Source organism: Shewanella rhizosphaerae (assembly GCF_019457655.1).
GTDB classification, from domain to species: Bacteria; Pseudomonadota; Gammaproteobacteria; order Enterobacterales; family Shewanellaceae; genus Shewanella; species Shewanella loihica.
Map to the genome: position 1 here is coordinate 681,990 of NZ_CP080420.1, position 20,391 is coordinate 702,380.

Annotated in this window: 12 protein-coding genes; 5 read left to right on the plus strand and 7 right to left on the minus strand. The window is 55.4% G+C overall.

Features of this window, described 5'->3' with window-relative positions:
• Positions 1-8: 8 nt before the first annotated feature.
• On the minus strand, positions 9-2,291 hold the full coding sequence (phsA, locus tag K0I63_RS03125) for a thiosulfate reductase PhsA (protein ID WP_220082493.1): 2,283 nt from the start codon (positions 2,289-2,291) through the stop codon (positions 9-11).
• A gap of 303 nt (positions 2,292-2,594) precedes the next feature.
• Positions 2,595-3,194, minus strand: a complete 600-nt coding sequence (locus K0I63_RS03130) for a response regulator transcription factor (protein ID WP_220082494.1) — start codon at positions 3,192-3,194, stop codon at positions 2,595-2,597.
• 356 nt (positions 3,195-3,550) lie between these two features.
• Here K0I63_RS03130 and K0I63_RS03135 point away from each other — a divergent pair, with 356 nt between their 5' ends.
• The 4 genes from K0I63_RS03135 (at position 3,551) to cydC (ending at position 11,264) form a co-directional block, all read left to right on the plus strand.
• On the plus strand, positions 3,551-5,320 hold the full coding sequence (locus K0I63_RS03135) for a sensor histidine kinase (RefSeq protein WP_220083362.1): 1,770 nt from the start codon (positions 3,551-3,553) through the stop codon (positions 5,318-5,320).
• Positions 5,321-6,373: 1,053 nt separating this feature from the next.
• A complete protein-coding gene (locus K0I63_RS03140; protein ID WP_220082495.1) occupies positions 6,374-7,177 on the plus strand; it encodes a hypothetical protein in 804 nt (267 codons plus the stop codon).
• A gap of 548 nt (positions 7,178-7,725) precedes the next feature.
• Positions 7,726-9,489 (plus strand): heme ABC transporter permease/ATP-binding protein CydD, encoded by a 1,764-nt coding sequence (gene cydD / locus K0I63_RS03145; RefSeq protein ID WP_220082496.1) that lies wholly within the window; start codon positions 7,726-7,728, stop codon positions 9,487-9,489.
• Positions 9,489-11,264: a heme ABC transporter ATP-binding protein/permease CydC gene (gene cydC, locus K0I63_RS03150; RefSeq protein ID WP_220082497.1), complete on the plus strand. Its 1,776-nt coding sequence runs from the start codon at positions 9,489-9,491 to the stop codon at positions 11,262-11,264. Before cydD ends, cydC begins: the two co-directional genes overlap by 1 nt.
• Before the next feature lie 147 nt (positions 11,265-11,411).
• On the opposite strand, the gene putA is transcribed toward cydC, so the two are convergent.
• The 4 genes from putA to K0I63_RS03170 form a co-directional block, all read right to left on the minus strand.
• Positions 11,412-14,591 (minus strand): bifunctional proline dehydrogenase/L-glutamate gamma-semialdehyde dehydrogenase PutA, encoded by a 3,180-nt coding sequence (gene putA, locus K0I63_RS03155; RefSeq protein ID WP_220082498.1) that lies wholly within the window; start codon positions 14,589-14,591, stop codon positions 11,412-11,414.
• A gap of 330 nt (positions 14,592-14,921) precedes the next feature.
• Positions 14,922-15,470, minus strand: a complete 549-nt coding sequence (locus tag K0I63_RS03160) for a TIGR04211 family SH3 domain-containing protein (RefSeq protein WP_011864422.1) — start codon at positions 15,468-15,470, stop codon at positions 14,922-14,924.
• A 256-nt stretch (positions 15,471-15,726) separates the two neighbouring features.
• Entirely contained in the window at positions 15,727-16,995 is a 1,269-nt protein-coding gene (locus tag K0I63_RS03165; protein ID WP_220079867.1) for an inorganic phosphate transporter, read from the minus strand.
• Positions 16,996-17,019: 24 nt separating this feature from the next.
• Entirely contained in the window at positions 17,020-17,700 is a 681-nt protein-coding gene (locus K0I63_RS03170; RefSeq protein ID WP_011864424.1) for a TIGR00153 family protein, read from the minus strand.
• Between the two features lie 253 nt (positions 17,701-17,953).
• On the opposite strand from K0I63_RS03170, the gene K0I63_RS03175 reads away from it, so the two are divergent.
• On the plus strand, positions 17,954-19,441 hold the full coding sequence (locus tag K0I63_RS03175; RefSeq protein ID WP_220082499.1) for a CYTH domain-containing protein: 1,488 nt from the start codon (positions 17,954-17,956) through the stop codon (positions 19,439-19,441).
• Positions 19,442-19,559: 118 nt separating this feature from the next.
• Here K0I63_RS03175 and K0I63_RS03180 read toward each other — a convergent pair whose 3' ends face one another.
• On the minus strand, positions 19,560-20,363 hold the full coding sequence (locus K0I63_RS03180) for an ion transporter (RefSeq protein ID WP_220082500.1): 804 nt from the start codon (positions 20,361-20,363) through the stop codon (positions 19,560-19,562).
• Between the last annotated feature and the right edge of the window lie 28 nt (positions 20,364-20,391).

Consider the following 20,391-nt stretch of genomic DNA (forward strand, 5'->3'; position numbering starts at 1 on the left):
GACTCCTATTAGATCTTGGCTAGCGTGATGCCAGTAGTGTGGATATTCATGCCGCACACGGCCGCGGTTTTGTTGGGTAGCAGGTTGCCGCAGTGAACCCCCTTGCCGGTCGCCCTAGCGAGCTCTTTGTTTTTAGAGCCAAAGCCCATGTAGGCGAACACGGTATCCTGACGAATACCCGGGGTGACCAGGGCCGTACCCTCTTCGCTGCCGACGCTGCTGGTGAGGCGGATCTTATCGCCGCTGGAAATGCCTAAGCGTCCAGCTGTGATGGGGTGGATCCACACGCCGTTGTCAGACATCAGGTTGGCCAGCATGGGCACGTTGTGGGTGGCACCATTGGTGTGCACCGCTACCTTGCCCTGGATGAAATAGAGCTCGTTGTCCTGTTTGAGTTTGACCTCGCGGTACTTGATCACCCCGCGTCCGGCGGCCATCTTCTCCACCTTGTCTGAGCTGAGTTCAATCTTGCCGCTTGGGGTCTTGAAGCTCATGGCGCTGGCATAGGTGCCGTCATCATCTGTGGGCTTGGCATTGGGGTATTGCTTGACGAATGCCGCCACCATAGACGGTTCGCGTAGCATCAGCGGTTTGCCGTAGCTGACATAACCCTTCTGCTTGATCTCGTTGAAGCGGGCCATGTCGCGATCGACTTGCAGCAGTTGCAGGCTCTCCATGTTCTCCCAAGGGAAGTATTGGCCCAGGCCCATCTCGTGGCCTAATTCTTTAAAGATCTGCCAGCTTGGCTTAGTGTCGCCTATGGTCTCGACCACACGTTGGCGCACATAGTAGGCTGGGCTCTTGCTCGACTTGTCGGCGATCTCTTCGTCCCGCTCCAGATAGGTGGACTCAGGCAAGATGATGTCGGCGTAGGCGGCGGTCTCGCTGATGTAGACGTCGCAGCTGACCACAAACTCGAGTTTCTTCAGGGTCTCGACCACCAGGGCCCTGTCTGTCATGGTCTGCATCGGGTTGGTGCGGCTCATCACCCAGGCCCTGAGCTGATAGGGCTGGGCCTTGAGGGTGGCATCGAGAATGGTCTGATAGATACCGCCCGATGACCACATCATGGCGTACTGCTCATCCACCTGGTCGATACGCTTAGCCGCAGGCTTAGGCATGCCCTCGACGCCTGGTTTCCCCAGACCAGGAGCGACCTTGTCACCGGCAAACTTGTTATAGGTCTTGGCCTTCTTACCCAGGTAGAGGCCGCCCTTACGCTCAATGTTGCCGATCAACACGTTGGCGGCAAACAGGGCGCGGCGCATCTCGAACTCTTCTGGGGTGAAGGTGGCGCGGTGACCGAAGTCCACCACGGCGTGAGGCGCCTTGGCGGCAAACTCGTGGGCGATGCGGCGGATGTCCTTGGCGGGCACGTCGCTGATCCCCTCGGCCCACTCTGGAGTATAGGCTTTGACCTCCTTGGCGAAGGCATCGAAACCTTCGACATGGCGCTCGATGAAAGCCTGGTCGTAGAGGTTGTCGTAGATCAGCACATGACACAGGGCCAGGGCGACGGTGACATCTGTACCCGGACGTATGGCAAACCATTCGTCGGCCTTGTCGGCCACAATTGAGAAGCGTGGCTCGAATACCACCAACTTGGCGCCCTTGCTCATCTGCGCCTTCATCAGGCTGCGGGTTTCGGACATGTTGATCCCTTCATAGAGATTGTGGCCGAAGTTGATGATGTACTTGGAGTTACTTAAGTCACGCTTCACCTTAGTGCCAAACATTGCCTTGGCGGCGATCACATAGCCACCGGGGCAGGTGGAGGCGTGGGTGAAGGTGTTGGGTGAGCCGAAGGCCTTGCCCAGGTGGAACAGGTGTCCCGACAATGAGCCGGACTTGGAGGAGAAGGCAACGGCCTCTGGGCCATGTTGCTGCTTGATGTCGTTAAGCTTGTGGGCGATCGTCTTGTAGGCCTCTTGCCAGCTGATCTCTTCCCACTTGCCTTCGCCGCGCTCGCCCACCCGGCGTAGCGGTTTCACGATACGCTGTGGATCGTACAGCAGGCTGTGACCGGCGCCGCCACGGGCGCACACCTTGCCGCCGAAGGATTTTGCGGCGCTATTGCCCTGGATAAACACATTCTTGCCATCTACGACCCGCGCCGAGATGGGGCAACGTGTCGAGCACATCTCACAGATGCTGGCGACTTCCTTGCCCATACCCTGTAGGGGTTTCTGTTCCAGCGCAGCCAGCGAACCGGGTAATAATGTTGCCAGCGCACAGCTTGCACCCCCTGCACCGGCACCCTTAATAAACGTTCGTCTATCAAGCTCTATCATGGTTTCCTCCTTCATCTGCAAGGGCAGATGAAATCACACACTGTTATTGGTTTTTGTTCCCTCCCGCAGGAGGTCTGAGTCCATTGTTATCCCCTATAAAAATCAGGGGTATTGTGGTAAACCACATAGGCGGGGGGCGCGTGATCTGGCGCAGCGATTTTTAGCCAGAATGTGAAAAAAGTGTGACCTTTATTCACACAGGGTGGTAGGAATCGAGCGTAATAAGAAAGGCTTACGACTGGGGCTTACGACTGGGGATAAGGAAAGAGGGGGAATAGAAAACTCGGACGCTACTTATGAGTCTCAGATCTGGCTGTACTTGGCTAACTCGGCCAGGTTGTGCACCTTGAGCTTCTTCATCACGTTGGATCTGTGTACCTCTATGGTGCGCAGGGACAAGAACAGCGCCTCGGAGAGCTGCTTGTTGGTCTTGCCCTGGATCAGCAGCTCAAGCACCTGATGTTCGCGATCGCTCAGGGTGGCCAGGTTGTGACTCAGCTGCAGTGCCTCGAAGGCCTTCTGGCTATGGAGCATGCTCTTGTCGATGGCGGCCGCCAACGCCTGGCCCGATACCGGCTTCTGAAAGAAGTCGCAGGCGCCCTGACGAAAGGCATTGACCGCCATGGGTAGGTCGCCATGGCCGGTGAGGAAGATGATCCCAAGGGGGCTCTGTTTAGCTAGCAGCTCTTGCTGCAGCGCCTGACCGCTGATGGCCGGCATACGGCTGTCGAGGATGACGCAGCCTGGCTGGCTCAGCTCTACCTCTTCCAGGAAGTGCAGGCCAGAGACGAAGGTGGTCATCTCATAGCCGAACTGACGCAGCATGAAGCTGAGGGAGTCGAGGACGGCTTCGTCATCGTCCACCAGATAGAGGGGCATAGGTTGCGGCGTGGCTTGCGGCATAGCTTCAGTCGGTCGTTAGCCTTGGGTTACACCTAGCCTAGCGCCTCTATTTGAGGCTGGCAAAAGGGGCATTTGGGCCTTTGAGACAGATCACTAAATGATAATTTTCTGATGGAGACACAAGGGGATGTTTGCACCGCCTCACATCAAATCGCCGCTTTCTTGCCTAGAGTAGTAGGCTTAACTCAGTGATCGGGCGGGCGATGAAAGGGCGATTGGGATTTGCACTCATAAGGTGTTGGAAGGGGGGCTTAGGGCGGCTCAAAGGTGCGCTGATCTGCCTCTTATTGCCTTTCAGTCTGCTTCAAGTCGGCAATGTCTTGGCTAGTGAGAGCGCCAATGAGATAGGCGATGCGATGGTCGATGCCTCGATTAGCGACAAGGCGAACCTAGTGCATCTCAGGGTCGGGGTGCTGGCCAATCACGGGGTGCAGAAGGGAATAGAGCGCTGGCAGCCCATGATGGACTATCTGTCGCAGGAGGTGCCGGGCACACATTTCGAGGTGGTGCCGGTGGATTTCGATGAGATGAGCCGCCAGCTGCTGGAACACGAGCTGCAGTTTATCGTCACCAACCCGGGGCAATACTTTAACCTCAGCAGCAACTTCCCCCTCTCTTGGCTGGCGACCATGAAGAGCCATATGCATGGCGGCGCCACCTTTGCCATCGGCTCCACCATCATAGTGCGCGCCGACAGCCAGATCTACACCCTCAAGGATCTCGAAGGCAAACATCTGGTGGCCAGCGATCCCCAGGCCTTGGGGGGCTATCAGGCCGCCATCGGCCTGCTGCATAAGATGGGTTACAACCCGGAGAACTACTTCGGCTCGCTACGCTTTCTGGGCTTTCCCCTGGAGCCTATCGTCTATCAGGTGCGTGACGGCACGGTCGATGCGGCCATCACCCCCTTTTGTACCCTGGAGGAGATGATTCAGGACGGTCTGGTGAAGAAGGAGGATTTCAGGGTGATCCATCCCACCATGCCGGCGGGCTACGAGTGTCTGGTGAGTACTCAGCTCTATCCCAACTGGTCCTTTGCCGCCGCCGATACCGTGCCGCCGGCCATCACCCAGAAGATCACCCAGGCCCTCTATGCCCTGGGGCCAGATCATCCCGCCGCCATTCAGGCCAAGACCCTGGGCTGGACGGCGCCCATCAGTCAGCTCAAGGTGATTAAGTTGTTTAAGGAGCTGCAACTCAAGGCGCCACCGCCGCCGCTGCACTACACGGTATTGAAGTGGATGGAGAAGAACAAGGAGTGGGGCCTGGCGCTGCTGTTGCTGTTTCTGGTGTCCACCGTCTATCACCTCTGGCTTGAGTATAAGTTCAGGCAGAAGAGCGACTTTCTGATCGACACAGAGCGGCAGCTCAAGGATAAGGCGCTGCAGGTGGAGCGGATGAAGAGTGCGGCGATCCTCGGTGAGATAGGCTCGGGCCTGGCCCATGAGCTGAATCAGCCCATCGCCGCCATCACCCAATACAGCGAGGGGGGCATGATGCAGCTCAACAGCCGCGGCGATGCCGACTCAGATCTGTATGAGCTGCTGGCCAAGATCAACGCCCAGTCTGCACGGGCCGGCGCCGTGGTGCACCGCATCCGTGGCCTGCTCAAGCGGCGCAAGTCCCAATATGAAGCCCTCTCCTTAGACGAGGTGGTCACCAACACACTGGCGCTGTTTCGCCGCGAGTTTCAGCAGCAGGGCATCGTCCTCACCCAGGAGGTGCGGGGCGAGCCCTACAGCCTGTTTGGCGACGCAGTCGGCCTGAGTCAGGTGCTGGTGAATCTTATCAAGAACAGCCTGGATGCCATGGCCGAGATGAAACCCGACAGGGAGAAGCGACTGCTGCTGAGCCTGGAATATGGCGCCCAGCAGGCGACCCTTAAGCTGGTGGACAATGGCCCCGGCCTCAAGGGCAAGGCCCAGGATCTTATGGCATCCTTCTACTCCACCAAGGACGACGGCCTGGGGCTGGGTCTGGCCATCTGCTGCGACGTGATGCGTCAGCATAAGGGACAGTTCACCATAGATAACTGCGCCAATCATGCCGATCTTCCCTGGCGGGAGGGATGCGTGGTGAGTTTGAGTTTGCCAAGAAACTCGGGGACTTGTGAGAGGGGAAGTTAGCCGGTTTGGGCTAATCGGCAAATTAGCCTTTTTGCTGGCTGCATCGGGATCTAGCTACTTTGTTGTAGCGTTAACCTCATCTGTCTTCAACAGCCTGCGGCTCGCTTATGTGCAGATACATCTGCTACACGCCGTGAATCCATCCGTGGAGGCTCGACGATGGCATCCCTGCCATCGACGTCCGCAGATGCATCTACACCCGGTTATTTCATCTCTTCGATTTGGCGGTATTTAGTGTGAGTAGCGTTTGGCGGCATGTTTATTTGTTGAGTGGATTTGAAGGTCGTACCTTCGCTGTTATCTAACGCCTGCCCGGCGGGTGCTGTACATGGAAGTACCAATGTCGTGATCACAAGCATGTGAAGGAGCGACGTATGTGCAGATTCTTAGAGGTTATAACGTTAACCTGAAGACTATGTTTGGTAGGTTGTCGATGGTCAATCCATCACTGTTGCCAATAGCCTGCGGCTCGCTTATGTATAGATACGCCTGTGACACGCTGTGTGCCATCCCTGGCCGCTCTACGGTTTCATCCCTGAAATCGAAGGTCACAGGCGTATCTACACTGGGTATCTAACGTCTCTTCGATTTGGCGGTATTGGGTGCGAGTTGCGAATCTAAAGGCTGGGTTATTTTTGCCGCAAAGTGAGTTTACACGTTGTTGGTGGATCATTAACGAGCAGATTTTCTGGCCTAGAAGTTTTCATCGCTACACCAGCGTGATGTAATTCACTACTCCCCAACCAAAAAAACTGGATAAGGATACAGTCATATTAAAATCATAAGGATTTTGAACGACTTTTATCCTGTATTTGTGCGCGCTTTCTCATTTCGGAATAAATAAATGGGCTTAAAATTAACTACTTATAATATTCGTTAAGTAGATAATAGGTTTGGAAAACGCGCATGCGCGTTTTTCCAGATGGTATATTGGGAAAATGCTGATAAGTTCATTACATACAGATAGTTAGCTGTGCGCGCATTCACTGGTCCAACGAGGTAAACGCGCATGTGCACTAATAAAATGTTAGGGCTACAGAATAAAGGAGCACCATGAAAACACTATTAACCATCTTTTTTGCAGTATTGCTCTCCGGTTGTGCTCAGCTTGGACATCGGGAATTTTATACTCAAGTTGCGCCAAGCAAATACCCGCCCACATCAAATGTCATGATTTTCAAATATAGCAATGTCGACTTAGATGAGATCTATGAACTTCTCTTTTCTGATTATTTGATCATCGGTAAGTCTGGATTTAATGGCCCGTATGAAAATCCAGATCAGGCTAGAAGCTATGCCAAATCAATTGGTGCCGATATTCTGATTACTAGCTCTCAGTTTAAAGAAACTAGAACATCATTTATGAATCTTTCAACGCCTACAACTAGCACGACATATATCAGCGGATATAGTGGTAGCGGTCCCGTTTATGGCACAGCAACAACTTATGGCACTCAGACAACAACAATTCCTCTACGAGTAAACCGCTATGATCAAGATGGCATTTATTTGAAAAACATAAATAACGCCAACCCTTTATGGGAGCGAACCAGATCGCAATATCAAGTAACAGGCACAAACAACCTGTCTGGCATTTGGAAAAATGAGAGCTATGAAATAGACATAATCCAATCAGGCGAGCAAATGGTTGCCTTTATCAAGACAGTTATTGATGGCGACAAGTCATGGTCTAAAGATCAGCTAAAAATGGTTTTCGGAATTGAGAGCGGAGTCGGCATCTATCTCATGGGAAATAAAACGCCTATGCCATCGAAATTCTCTATAAACAAGTTTGGCTTCCTCGAAGTCCAATTACTCTCAAACGCGGAAGTATTTTCTTTTGCCAAAATGCCCTAACAAGTTGCTGCTAGGGACAAACCTACGCTGCGCTTCGGTTTGCCCCAGAGCAAAGCGTTACTGATCAAATACTCTAACACGTTTCTGTCCAAAAATGACTTGGCTCTAGACAGTCCGATAAGGTCAAATCGAAGAGACGATAGATACTGGTGTAAACACGTTTTTGGCCCTCGGCGACAGGACGTCGCCGTGGAGCGTATAGGGATATATTCACAGCATGCCAAAAACGTGTTTGCACGTCCCCCGCCGGGCAGGCGTTAGGTCGCTATGAAGGTGCGACCTTCAAGACCTCCTCAAATACAAACCCAGGTAGTGGCTACACTCATTAACCTAGTCACATGAAGACTGCATGAAATCCATCAAAACCCAACAAACCTGACACCTCCAAAACTAAACTCGATAAAAACTGAGTTCCCAGTTTTTTTGATCTAGCTCAATTTTTGTGAGCCTACTAACAATTCCCCACCCGCTGGTTTATTCCTGTGCGCGAGCCTGCGATACTCTTGCCATCGAACTTAGTGTCCCTGCCTGATAACGCGCGGAGCTCAATGGATAAGACCCTCGAAAAAGTCCTCGGCCGCTGGCTTAAGCAGCAAAAATCGGCCTGTGGCGCCTACCTCAATCTGACCGTGTTGTTTGGTGTGCTTACTGGCTTCGCCCTGGTGGCCCAGGCCTACCTGCTGGCGACCATGCTCCACGGTTTAATCATCGAAAACCTGCCTCGTGAGGCCTTTACCTGCGAGTTCATCGCCCTGATAGCCGTGATAGTGCTGCGCGCCGCGCTAGCCTATGGCCGCGAGCGCATCAGCTTCAAGGCGGGCATGTTGCTACGCAGTCAGATTCGGCAGAGTGTGCTGGATAAGCTGGTGGAGCTGGGGCCTGTGTTTATCAAGGGGCGTCCGGCGGGCAGCTGGGCCAGCATAGTGCTAGAGCAGGTGGAGGACCTTCACGATTTCTACGCTAAATATCTGCCGCAGATGATGCTGGCGGGCTTCATCCCCTTGACCATATTGGCCGTGGTGTTTCCCATCAACTGGGCGGCAGGGATCATTCTGCTGGCAACGGCGCCGCTGATCCCTCTGTTTATGATCTTGGTGGGCATGGGCGCCGCCGATGCTAACCGTAAAAACTTTGGCGCCTTGTCGCGCCTCAGTGGTCACTTCATGGATAGGCTGAGAGGGCTTGGTACCCTGCGTCTGTTCCACGCGGGTGAGCGGGAGCAGCAGGCGATCGAGAGCGCCTCGGAGGAGTTTCGCAGCCGTACCATGGCGGTGCTGCGCATGGCATTTCTTAGCTCGGCGGTGCTGGAGTTCTTCGCCGCCGTCTCCATCGCCGTGCTGGCTGTCTATTTCGGTTTTAGCTTCTTAGATCATCTCGACTTTGGTCACTACGGCGCCGGTATGACGCTGTTTATCGGCCTGTTTGTGCTGATTCTGGCGCCTGAGTTTTATCAGCCCCTGCGGGATATGGGCACTCACTACCATGCCAAGGCCCAGGCCATAGGCGCCGCCGAGGCGCTGATGGAGCTGCTGAATCATCAAGGGGATGAGGCTGATGATGCGCCGCGCACGACCTTTGCCAGCGAAACGCCTTTGAGCATTAAGCTGCAAGGGGCCGAGGTGTTAAGCCCGGATGGCCAGGTGTTGCTGGGGCCGATAACGGCGGAGATCACCGGCGGCGAGCAGCTTGCCATAGTCGGGCCGAGCGGGGCGGGCAAGACCAGCCTGCTCAACATGCTATTGGGCTTCTTATCCTATCGCGGCAGCGTCCTGATAAATGGTATGGAGCTGAGCAGCTTAGACAGGGAGAGCTACCGCCATTACCTCGCCTGGCTGGGGCAGGAGCCGCAGCTGTTTCACGGTACCATTGGCGACAACGTCACCATGGGTAAGGCGATGACGGAAGAGGCTATCTATACATTGCTGGACAGCGCCCGTATCGGCGATTTTGTGCGGGCACAACCTCTTGGGCTCGCTCACCCCATAGGGGAGCAGAGCGCCGGGGTGTCCGTGGGGCAGGCCCAGCGCCTCTGCCTAGCAAGGGCCCTAGGCCAGTCGGCCAAGTTGTTTGTGCTTGATGAGCCGACCGCCAGCCTGGATAGCCACAGCGAGGCGGCGGTGATGCAGGCGCTTATTGATGCGCGCCAGGGCGCTACCAGTCTGTTGGTTACCCATCGCCTCGATGCCCTCATCGATATGGACAGGATCTGGGTGCTGGATGGTGGCAAGCTGGTGCAGCAGGGGGATTATCACACCCTGATGGCCGACCCCGGACTGTTTAGCGACCTGTGCCATCGACAGGAGGAGGCGTAATGAAACACCTGCTGCCATTAATAAAGCTGTTTAAGCGCCAGTGGCTGATGATGTTGCTGGGCCTGCTGCTGAGCCTGACTACCCTGATGGCGGGCATTGGTCTACTGTCACTGTCGGGCTGGTTCCTGTCGGCCACTGCGGTAGCCGGACTGAGTGTGGCGACCGCCCAGGCCTTTAACTATTTCACCCCGGCCGGCGGGGTGCGTTTCCTCTCCATCGCCCGCACCGCCAGCCGCTATGGCGAGCGTCTGGCGACCCACGAGGCCACCTTCCGCCTGCTGACCGAGCTGCGTACCTGGGCCTGGGGCAAGTTGATGCCATTGAGCGCCAAGGATCTCAGTCACCTGCGCGGCGGCGATCTGCTCAATCGTCTGGTAGCTGACATAGACACCCTAGATCATCTCTATCTGCGGCTGATAACGCCGCTGCTCGCCTCGCTCTTGATGATCGCCGCCCTGTATGGCTTTCTCGCCTGGTTCGATAGTGAGTTGGCGCTGACCCTGTGCGGCGTGTTGCTAAGCCTATGGTTCCTGCTGCCCCTGGTCTTCTATCGCCTGGGCCACAGGCCGGGCATCGCCCAGCTGGAGAGCCGCCGTCAGTATCGGGTGCTGCTGCTGGAATACCTGCAAGGCCAGGCGGAGCTGACCCTGTTTGGCGCCGAGAAGCGCTTCAGGGCCGAGCTGGACAGCGCTCAGGGCAAGCTGTTTACTAGCCAGTCCACCATGACGGCGGTGACCGCCCTGAGTCAGGCGCTGTTGATCCTAAGCCATGGCCTGGCGCTGGTGCTTCTTTGTTATCTCGCCGCCGATGGGGTGGGGGATAAGGTGCCGCCTGGGCCGCTGCTGGCGCTGGTGGTGTTTATGACCATGGCCTGTATCGAGATGTTGATGCCGCTGGCTGGCGCCTTTCAGCATCTGTCGGCCTGCGTGCAGGCGGCCGAGCGGGTGAGTGAGATCACCGAGCGTCGCCCCAGCATCGGCTATGGCGAAGAGGCTAGCCTGATGGTGAGTCGCGGCGCCCTGTCTATCGCGGGTGTCAGCTTCGGCTATCAGCAGGGCCAGTGGGTATTGGACGATTTGAGCTTGGAGGTGAAGCCGGGCGAGAAGGTAGCCCTGCTGGGGCAAACTGGCTGCGGCAAGTCGAGCCTGCTGTCCCTCATCACCCGGGAGTGGACACCCGATGCGGGCACTCTCTTGCTCGACGGCCGCCCGGTCGAGGCCTATAGCGAGCAGGCGCTGCGCCAAGCCATGACGGTCGTGAGTCAGCGTATCTATCTGTTTGCCGGCACCTTGCGCGATAACCTGACTCTGGCGCAGTTTGAGCAGGCGCCCTCAGGCAGCCGCGCCGAGCGTAAGGCTTGGCGTGAGGCCAACGATGCCAAGTTGATTGAGGTACTCCAGCGTGTCGGCCTGGGTGCGCTCACTCAGGGCGACAAGCCGCTGGATAACTGGATAGGCGAGGGCGGCAGACAGCTCTCAGGCGGTGAGCGTCGTCGTATCGGTGTGGCCAGGGCACTGCTGCGTGATGCGCCATTATTGCTGCTGGACGAGCCTACCGAGGGGCTGGATCAACGCACCGAGCGGGAGATCATGGCGCTGTTGCTCGATTTTGCTAAGGATAAGACCATGGTGATGATAAGCCACAGACTGACGGCCATGGACAAGATGGATAGCATCCACCTGATGGAGGCGGGCAAGATCCGCATCAGCGGTACTCACCAAAGTCTGCTGGCACAGGATGCCCACTACGCCAGCCTGAACCGCGTGCTAAGTTAAGGCGTTTTCTTCGCCTTGAGTGCTTAGTCCTTAGCTCTTAGTCCTTTTAGCCCTAGTGACGGGTAATAAAAAAGCCAGTGGCAATCCACTGGCTTTTTTGTTTGTCGCTTAACGAGAGCGCTTAATTAAAACGCTTAGCGAGCAAGATTACTCCTCGCTGTCACCCAGAGAAAGCAGGGTGGCGTTACCGCCGATGGCGGTGATGTTGTTGGTGCGCGTCTTCTCGGTGACGAAACGGGTCAGGTAGTGTGGACCACCCGCCTTAGGACCCGTGCCCGACAGGCCTTGGCCGCCGAACGGCTGCACGCCAACTACGGCGCCGATCTGGTTACGGTTGATGTAGACGTTACCCACGTTGACCTTGTCGGCCACTTCCAGGGCATGGCCCTCGTTGCGGCTGTGGATGCCCAGGGTCAGACCGAAACCGGTTGAGTTGATGTCGTCGATCACCTTAGGCAGGTCGGCTGCCTTGTAGCGGATCACGTGCAGGATAGGACCGAAGTGTTCCTTCTCCAGCACCTTGATAGAGTCGATCTCTACCGCAGTCGGCGCCACGAAGTGACCATTCTCGGTGCCTGCTGGCAGCTCCAGCTGGTTGATCAGACGACCTACCTGCTTGATATGGTCGATGTGGGCGTTGAGGTTCGCCTTGGCGGTAGCGTCGATAACCGGGCCAACATCTGTCTTCACCGAACCTGGGTTGCCTATGGTCAGCTCGTTCATGGCGCCCTTCATCACGTCGATCACGCGATCGGCGATATCTTCCTGTAGATAGAGTACGCGCAGGGCGGAACAACGCTGACCTGCGCTGGTGAACGAAGAGGAAACCACGTCGTTAACCACCTGCTCTGGCTGTGAAGTCGAGTCCACCACCATGGCGTTTTGACCACCCGTCTCGGCGATCAGCGGGATGATGGCGCCGTCACGCTGGGCCAGTGTCAGGTTGATGCGCTTAGCGGTCACGGTAGAGCCGGTAAAGCAGACGCCGCCGATACGCTCATCGGCTGTGATGGTCGCGCCGACGGTCGCACCCGTACCTGGTAGGAACTGCAGGGCTTCCTTCGGAATACCGGCTTCATGGGCCAGCTGCACCGCGCGGTAACCTACGATAGAGGTCTGCTCGGCAGGCTTAGCAACCACAGTGTTACCCGCCGCAAGGGCTGCGGTGACCTGACCTAGGAAGATCGCCAGTGGGAAGTTCCATGGGCTGATACAGACGAATACGCCACGACCCTGCAGGAACAGCTCGTTCAGCTCACCCGTTGGGCCAGGCAGCAGCTCAGGCTTGCCCATCATCTTCTTGGCTTGTACCGCGTAGTAGCGACAGAAGTCGACCGCCTCGCGCACCTCGTCGATGCCGTCTTGAATGCTCTTACCCGCTTCACGGGTACAGAGGGCGATCAGCTCTTCGCGGTTCTCTTCAAGCAGATCCGCCAGCTTCTGTAGTGCGTTGGCGCGCACTTCAACCGGGGTTGAGCACCAGCTGCCGAAGGCGTTGTGGGCGCTGGCCAGAGCCTGCTCGATCGCCTGATTGTTGGCGAAGGCAACCTTGCCGACGATCTGTGTGGTGTCGTACGGGCTCTTCACCTCAATGGTTTCACCGCTGAGGGTTTCGCCATTGACGATAGGGCCGGCAGACCATTGCTGGTCTTTGAACTTGTCCAGCGCGGCGAAGAAAGGCTCAGATTCTGAGATGATGTTCATGTTGATTCCCTTGGAGTTTTTACGCTCGGCGCCGAAGATGTCGATCGGCTGAACGATTTTATTGTTGGCTAGGGTTTTATAGCTTTGTAGGGTCGTCAATGGGTGGACAACCAAAGATTCGATCGGTGTCTTAGGGTCGACCAGCTTGTGTACGAACGAGGTGTTGGCGCCGTTTTCCAGCAGGCGACGCACCAGGTAAGGCAGCAGATCTTTGTGGGCACCCACAGGGGCGTAGATACGAACCGTGCTTACGCCGCTCTCGGCCAGCAAGGTGTCGTACAGCTCTTCGCCCATGCCGTGTAGGCGCTGGAACTCATACAGACGGTCGCCGGCCATGTCGGTGATGGCGGCCACTGTCTGGGCGTTGTGGCTGGCAAACTGCGGATAGATGGCGCCGCGGGTGGCGTCAGACAGCAGGTAGCGTGCACAGGCCAGGTAAGAGACGTCGGTACCCGCCTTGCGGGTGAACAGCGGGTATCCGCCTTCGCCGGCGACCTGAGCCCATTTGAGCTCGCTGTCCCAGTAGGCGCCTTTCACCAGGCGTACAGGGATCTCATCGCCCTGATCTTTGGCCAGACGGGTGATCCAGCACAATACGGGGAGGGCGCGCTTAGAGTAAGCTTGTACCACCAGACCCAGCAGGCCCCAGCCCTTGGCGGCGTCTGAGTTATACAGCTTCTGGAAGAGTTTCAGTGACAGCTCGAGACGGTCAACCTCTTCGGCATCGATAGAGACGCCCACGTTGAGGCTGCGCGCCTGAGACACCAATTTGACGAGCGTGTCATACAGCTCTGTCATGGTTCTGTCTTCGTTGGCCACCTCATAGCGAGGGTGCAGCGCCGATAGCTTGATAGAGATGGTCGGGCGTGGCGCCTCGCTCTCATCGTATTGCTGGGCGCCCAGTGCCGCGATGGCATTGGAGTAATCTTGGTAGTACTTCTGCGCGTCTTTCATGGTCAGGGCGGCTTCGCCCAGCATGTCGTAGCTGTGGGTGTAGCCCAGCTTGCGCTTGTCAGTGCTGTTCTTCAGTGCCTCTTGTACCGTACGGCCAAGTACGAACTGTTTACCCATGATCTTCATTGCCGCCAGCATGGCTTGGCGGATCACAGGCTCACCCAGGCGGTTGACCAGACGATTCAGCAGGCTGCTTGGCTTGCCGTCTATGCTCTTGTCCAGGGAGATGATCTTACCGGTGAGCATCAGGCCCCAGGTTGAGGCGTTGACCAGGGTAGAGTCACTCTTGCTCAGGTGCTCATCCCACTTGGCGCCCGAGAGTTTGTCGTCGATCAGGGCGTCGGCGGTGGCCGCATCGGGGATACGCAGCAGGGCCTCGGCCAGACACATGAGGATGATCCCCTCTTGGGTCTCCAGGCTGTACTGTTGTAGGAAGGCGTCGATACCGACCATGAGTCCTTTCTTGTCGTATTGACGCACCTTGTGCACCAGGTCGTGGGCACGCTTGGTAATACGTTGAATCTCGTCGTCGCTCGAGGGAACAAGCTTAATCAGTTCAGAGAGGTACTGCTCTTCGTCGACAATATAGTTGTTGGTGATCGCTGTAAATAGCTCATCTAGGGTAGCTGAGTCGTAACGACCAGTCAGAACTTCACTTGCTTTGAACATAGTAATCACTTCCACCTGGACCTAAATAGGGACAGTTTTGGCTTGAACAAAAGGTAAGTTTTCAGGCGTTTAGTATTATTTTTGTATACAATCTGGCGCCATTTGCGCGCCGATTATACCTCCAAAATGTGACGAGGGACACTCTTGTGTGGGTGAATGTGACCTTTGTTTGATCTCGTCCGGCCAGAAGGCGGTTAAGGCCACTGTTTATGGGGGTTGTGGCGGCGCGCTATGAATAAAATTCAGGGTGTTTTATGGCTATTTTAGCCATAAAAAAAGCCAGGGACTCAGCCCTGGCTCATTATGCTCGCTCGCGGTAATGCTAGATGATTACCAGCGGTTCTTCTGGCGACGACGTGGACGCGGCAGGTAGACCAGAATCACACCGATCAGTACGCCGATACCGGCGATCATGCCGCCTTGCTTCATCAGCTCGAAGCGCTCGTCGTTTTTCAGCTTAGTCAGCTCGCGGGTGGCGCTGTCGCGCTCGCTCGAGGCCTTGGCCAGGGCTTCTTCGGCATTGGCCAGTTGCGAACGTAGCTGGCGGATCACCTGAGTGCTGCTGTCGCTCTCGTTGGTGATGTTCTCAAGCTCGGCCTTGACTCTGTCGAGTTCGGCCTGAACCTCTGGCAGCTGCACACGGAAGCTCTTGCCTGAGTCCAGCATCTTGCTGTCGACCCAGCCTTCGCGGCCCTTGTGGTCGACGACCTTGGCGTAGTCGTTTTGCATCTCACCCAGGTAGGTGACCGGTTGACCGGCTTCGACGCTGCCCAGAATACGGTATTGGGTGCCAGGACCACCGTGAATGAAGGTGTAGACGTTATCTGAGATATAACGGGTCTGCTCTGCCGCCATCAGGGTCGATGATATTAGCATCATGGCGAGAATAGATAGGAGTCTTAACACTTTGAGTTCTCTTCAGCGAAATATTGGCACATGCTAGGGATTTAGCCACCTATTTGCAAGTGCAACATGGGAAGTGTTACCAGGAATTAATCTTTGTAGCTGCCTAGTTTGGCAAACAAGTTGCGCAGAAAAGATAAGCCCAAACCGCATGGCTAAAAGTCAGGATAAATGGAAACAAAAAAGGAAGCCCTGAGGCTTCCTTTTAAATCTCTCATGAATAGGGCTTAGCTTAGCTAAAGATCCCCTTGATCATGAAGAAGAAGATGATCGATAGACCCGCACCCGCAGGCAGTGTCACTACCCAAGAGACCACGATGTTACGTACCACGCCGATGTTGATGGCGGCGATACCACGTGCCATACCCACACCCAACACGGCACCAACCAGTGTCTGAGTGGTCGAGATAGGCAGACCCGTACCCGAGGCGATAACCACGGTAGAGGCGGCAGCCAGCTCGGCGGCAAAACCGCGGCTAGGTGTCAGGTGAGTGATGTTCTTACCGATAGTCTGCATCACACGCTTACCGAAGATAGCCAGACCCATAACGATACCGAAGGCACCCAGTGGTAGGATCCACCACACTAATTCAGCCTTGCTGGCGATCTCGCCACCGCTATTTACCACGGATACCACGGCGGCCAGAGGGCCAATAGCGTTGGCGACATCGTTAGAACCGTGGGCGAACGCCATACAACAAGCGGTCACAACCATCAGAATAGCGAATACCTTCTCCACGTTACCAAACTGCGTCTGACGATCGGCGCTCTGGCTCATCTTTAGACGTCTGATGGCAATCATACCGCCAATACCGACTAGGATCGCGATAACGACAGCCAGTGAGTAGGCTTCGACGTTGGTGAAGTGCAGACCTACGTGCTTCAGACCCTTCTTGATGGTCACCAGCGACATGACGAAACCGGCCAGTGCCATGTAGAAAGGCACGTAACGCTTGGCGTTTTCCAGCGGGTTGTCAGTGTTGAAGATCAGCTTCTGTACGCTTTGGAAGATGGTAAAGGCGATAAAGCCTGAGATCGCCGGGGTGATGATCCATGACCCCACGATACCCAATACCTTGCTCCAGGCAACAGAATCGGCGCTCACACCAACGGCGGCGAAACCTACTATAGCGCCGACGATAGAGTGAGTGGTCGATACCGGCCAGCCCAGGGCTGACGCGACAACCAACCAGATACCGGCAGCCAGTAGCGCCGAGATCATGCCGTATACCAGCAGCTCAGGCGAGTCGACAAAATAGGCCGAATCTATGATCCCTTTACGGATCGTGCTGGTTACTTCACCGCCTGCGAGGTACGCGCCGGCAAATTCGAAGATCATCGCGATGATGATCGCTTGTTTAATGGTGATCGCGTTTGAACCTACTGAGGTTCCCATAGCATTAGCGACATCGTTTGCGCCAATACCCCACGCCATTAAAAATCCAAATGCAGCCGCAATGGCGATTAGCCACGGGCCATTGGTGATTAATACATCAACCATGTTGATACCTTGATAACTTTGTTTTTAGACGCGAGCTAACATTAGCTCTAGGCGGGAACCGACACGCTCGGCAAGGTCTGCCAAGTCTCCAACCCACTCAATTATCTTATAGAGGAACATCACATCCACAGGGTTTAGCTGATTCTCGATGCTAAACAACTGACGACGGATTTTGATTTGTAGATCGTCGGTGTCCTCTTCAATTTTGTCGAGTTCCACGATCATTTTAGCGACAAGATCGACCTCACGGCCTCTGAAACCTGTTTCTAGCAGGTCGTCGAGTTCGTTGATGGCTTGCTTAGCCTGAGCCACTGCATCGAGGCAGCGTGCCAGGTAGGCATTAAAGGTATCTTGAATTGCTTCTGGGACAAGTAGCTGACGGCCGATAACGCGACCTGAAATGTCTTTCGCCTTGTTGGCGATTTTATCTTGCTGGGTAAGTAGCTCCAGTAAGTCAGTTCTTTCAACTGGCATAAACAGGCCGCCGGGAAGCGTTAAGCGGATTTCACGCTTGAGTTCGTCTGCTTCACGTTCTGATTGGCTGATTTGCTTACGGAGTTGAACCGCTTTGTCCCAGTCACCTGCGACAGTAGCGTCAAAAAATGGTACAAGGATCGAGGCACAGTCGTGCACCTTGTCGATATGATCTTGTAATGGTTTAATTGGCGATTTTGCAAACACGCCCAAAATAGAGTTTACTGGCATTGCCGTGTACCTATTTAGGTTATTCCACTGTTGGAAAATGCGGGCGCATGTTAACCCAAGCGTCCGCGTATTGAAACTGTGTTTTTATATAAAAACCCACAGTTTTTATTCTAACGAGTTATATATAAACTGCAATGCGAGATACTAATGGCCGATTATGACATTAATATGACATTGTGAAATTTTCATTAAAGTATAATGACACATTCATTACAGTTCCGAGTCCTAGATTAAAAAAGTGAGCAGCTGGCGAATGGAAGCCGAGATAGAGCTAAAACTATTTTTCCCCGAAAACAAACGCGAAGCCTTGGTATCACTGCTTAACAGTCTACCCCATAGCGATGCAAAAGGCGCGATTCATCTGACCAACAGTTACTACGATACCCCAGATCTTCAGCTCAGACGCTGGGACATGGGACTGCGTATTCGTGGCCGAGACGGTCAATTTGAGCAGACGATCAAGACCGCCGGCACTGTGGTAGGTGGGGTGCACTCCCGCCCCGAGTACAATATTGATATCGATCAAGCAAAGGTCAATTTGTCGCTTTTCCCCACTGAGATCTGGCCAGAGGGCGCCGAAATCGACCCGGTACAGGATGCGTTGGTCTCGCTGTTCGACACAGATTTTACCCGCATGAGCTGGCATATCTATCTCGATGAGAGCCTGGTAGAGGTGGCGCTGGATATCGGCAGCATCAGTGCCAATGGCCAGTGCGAGCCTATCTGTGAGCTGGAATTTGAGTTGCTGGCGGGCGACGCCCAGGCGCTATTGGCGCTGGCCGAGAGGGTGACAGAGCAGATCCCGGCGAGACTTGGGCGTGCCAGCAAGGCCCAGCGAGGGTATCGCCTGGCGGCCATGGCCAGCCCACTGCAGCTAGATACCTTGGCCTTTATCGCCCTGCCAAAGAAGGGCACTACGAAACAGGCCCTGGTGACCCTACTGGAAACCGGTCTTGATCGCTGGCAGCTGCTGGAAGAGATGCTGCTGGAATCCCGTCAGGCGGCGCGCCAACTGCCGTTGCTTGGCTATCGTCTGCGCGCCTGCATTCGCCTGCTGCGTTGCACCCTGGCGCAGTTTTCCCTGCTGGATGACAAATTGCTGCAGGCCTTCGATGCCATAGAGTCGCAGCTGAGCTTCGTCGACAAGGGGCTGAGTCTGTGTGAGCTGCTGGATGGTGACGGTGCCCTGTTGAGTAATCTGAGTGAGCCCGAAGGCTTGCTGGATGCGGTGCGCCATGAGCTGGCTGCCCTGGAGATGCCACAAAAGATAGATGCCATGCTTAACCATGTGACCTATGGTCAGTTGCAGGTACGTCTGGTGAGCCTCTTGATGGCGGTGAATGCCGGGCAGGTATATATCAGTGAGCAGCAGAGCCTGCAAGCCTTTGCCGATCGGCTACAGGAAGCCTCCTGGCAGCAGATTGTCGATTTAATGCCCTCCAATGCCGAGCTGAGCAGCGAAGATTATCAATCTTTCGCTAAGGCGCTGGATGAGAGCATCTTGGTCGGTTTCGCCTATGGTGAGCTGTATAAGCATAAGTCGCGGGATCAGTTCCGCGCCCCCTGGCAGGATCTGGTATTAGGCATACGCACCCTGGGCGCCTACCACAGTCTGAGGCAAACCGCCGCCACGCAGGGGCGGGATATCGATGATTGGCTGGATAGCAAGGAGCAGAGTCTGCTGTTTGCCATGGAGCATTCGCGCCGCTCGGCTCTCAAGGTGCAGCCCTATTGGCGTTAAGGCTTTTAGCTTTTTAGCGGTTAGTGGGCAGGTTGGTTAAGGTGTTAGTGCACGCTAACAGCTATACACTCCCACTCAACCTCACATTCACCCACACACTCGACGCCTAGGTGCCGAGTTAGTCTTTGGCCTCTTTCTTTTCATCCAGCTGGTGCTTGAGGGTTGCTATCTCCGCCAGCAGGGTCTCCTGATTCTTCTCCATCCGCTGCAGCACTATCTGTAGCTCGTCACGCATCTGTTGGCTCTGGGCCTCCTGATGCTGCTTGCTGTCTGGCGCGATGAAGATAGAGGCCATGTAACCCGAGATCACCCCGAAGAAGCTCACCCCACAGACGATCACCAGGCCGCCGATGAAATGGCCGATTGTGGTGACAGGATAATAGTCGCCGTAACCCACGGTAGAGATGGTCACCAGCGCCCACCAGATGGCGTTTTCTGCGGTGTGGATATTGGCATTGGGATCGCCGCTCTCCACTAACAGAATCATTACCGAGGCGAGGGTGAGTATGGTCACCATGGCCACCAACAGGCTGGCGAGGGTGGTCTCCTGACGCTGGCGCATTAGGGGGATAAGAATAGAACGGGTCATGCGGATCAGGCGGATCACCCGCAAGATCTGGAAGAAACGGGCCAGCCTCAAGGCTTCGATGGCGGGGATACTTGCCACCAGATCGATCCAGTGGTGCCTGAAGTAGTCACGCTTATCTTCGGCGCGAAACAGGTTGATAAAGAAATAGCTGATGAAGATGACGCAGATGCTGGTGTCGATGAAGAAGAGCAGGCGGCGGGTCTCGCCATCCAGCTTGGCGAAGGTCAACATGAGTACCACGATGACAGAGATCAAGGAGAGCAGCATCATCGCCAGCTCGAAGGGAGTGGGGTTCTGGTTGATGGGCAGAAGCCAGCGCTTTCTATCGATCATGATATCGATTCCTTTTTGGCGGCGGCGC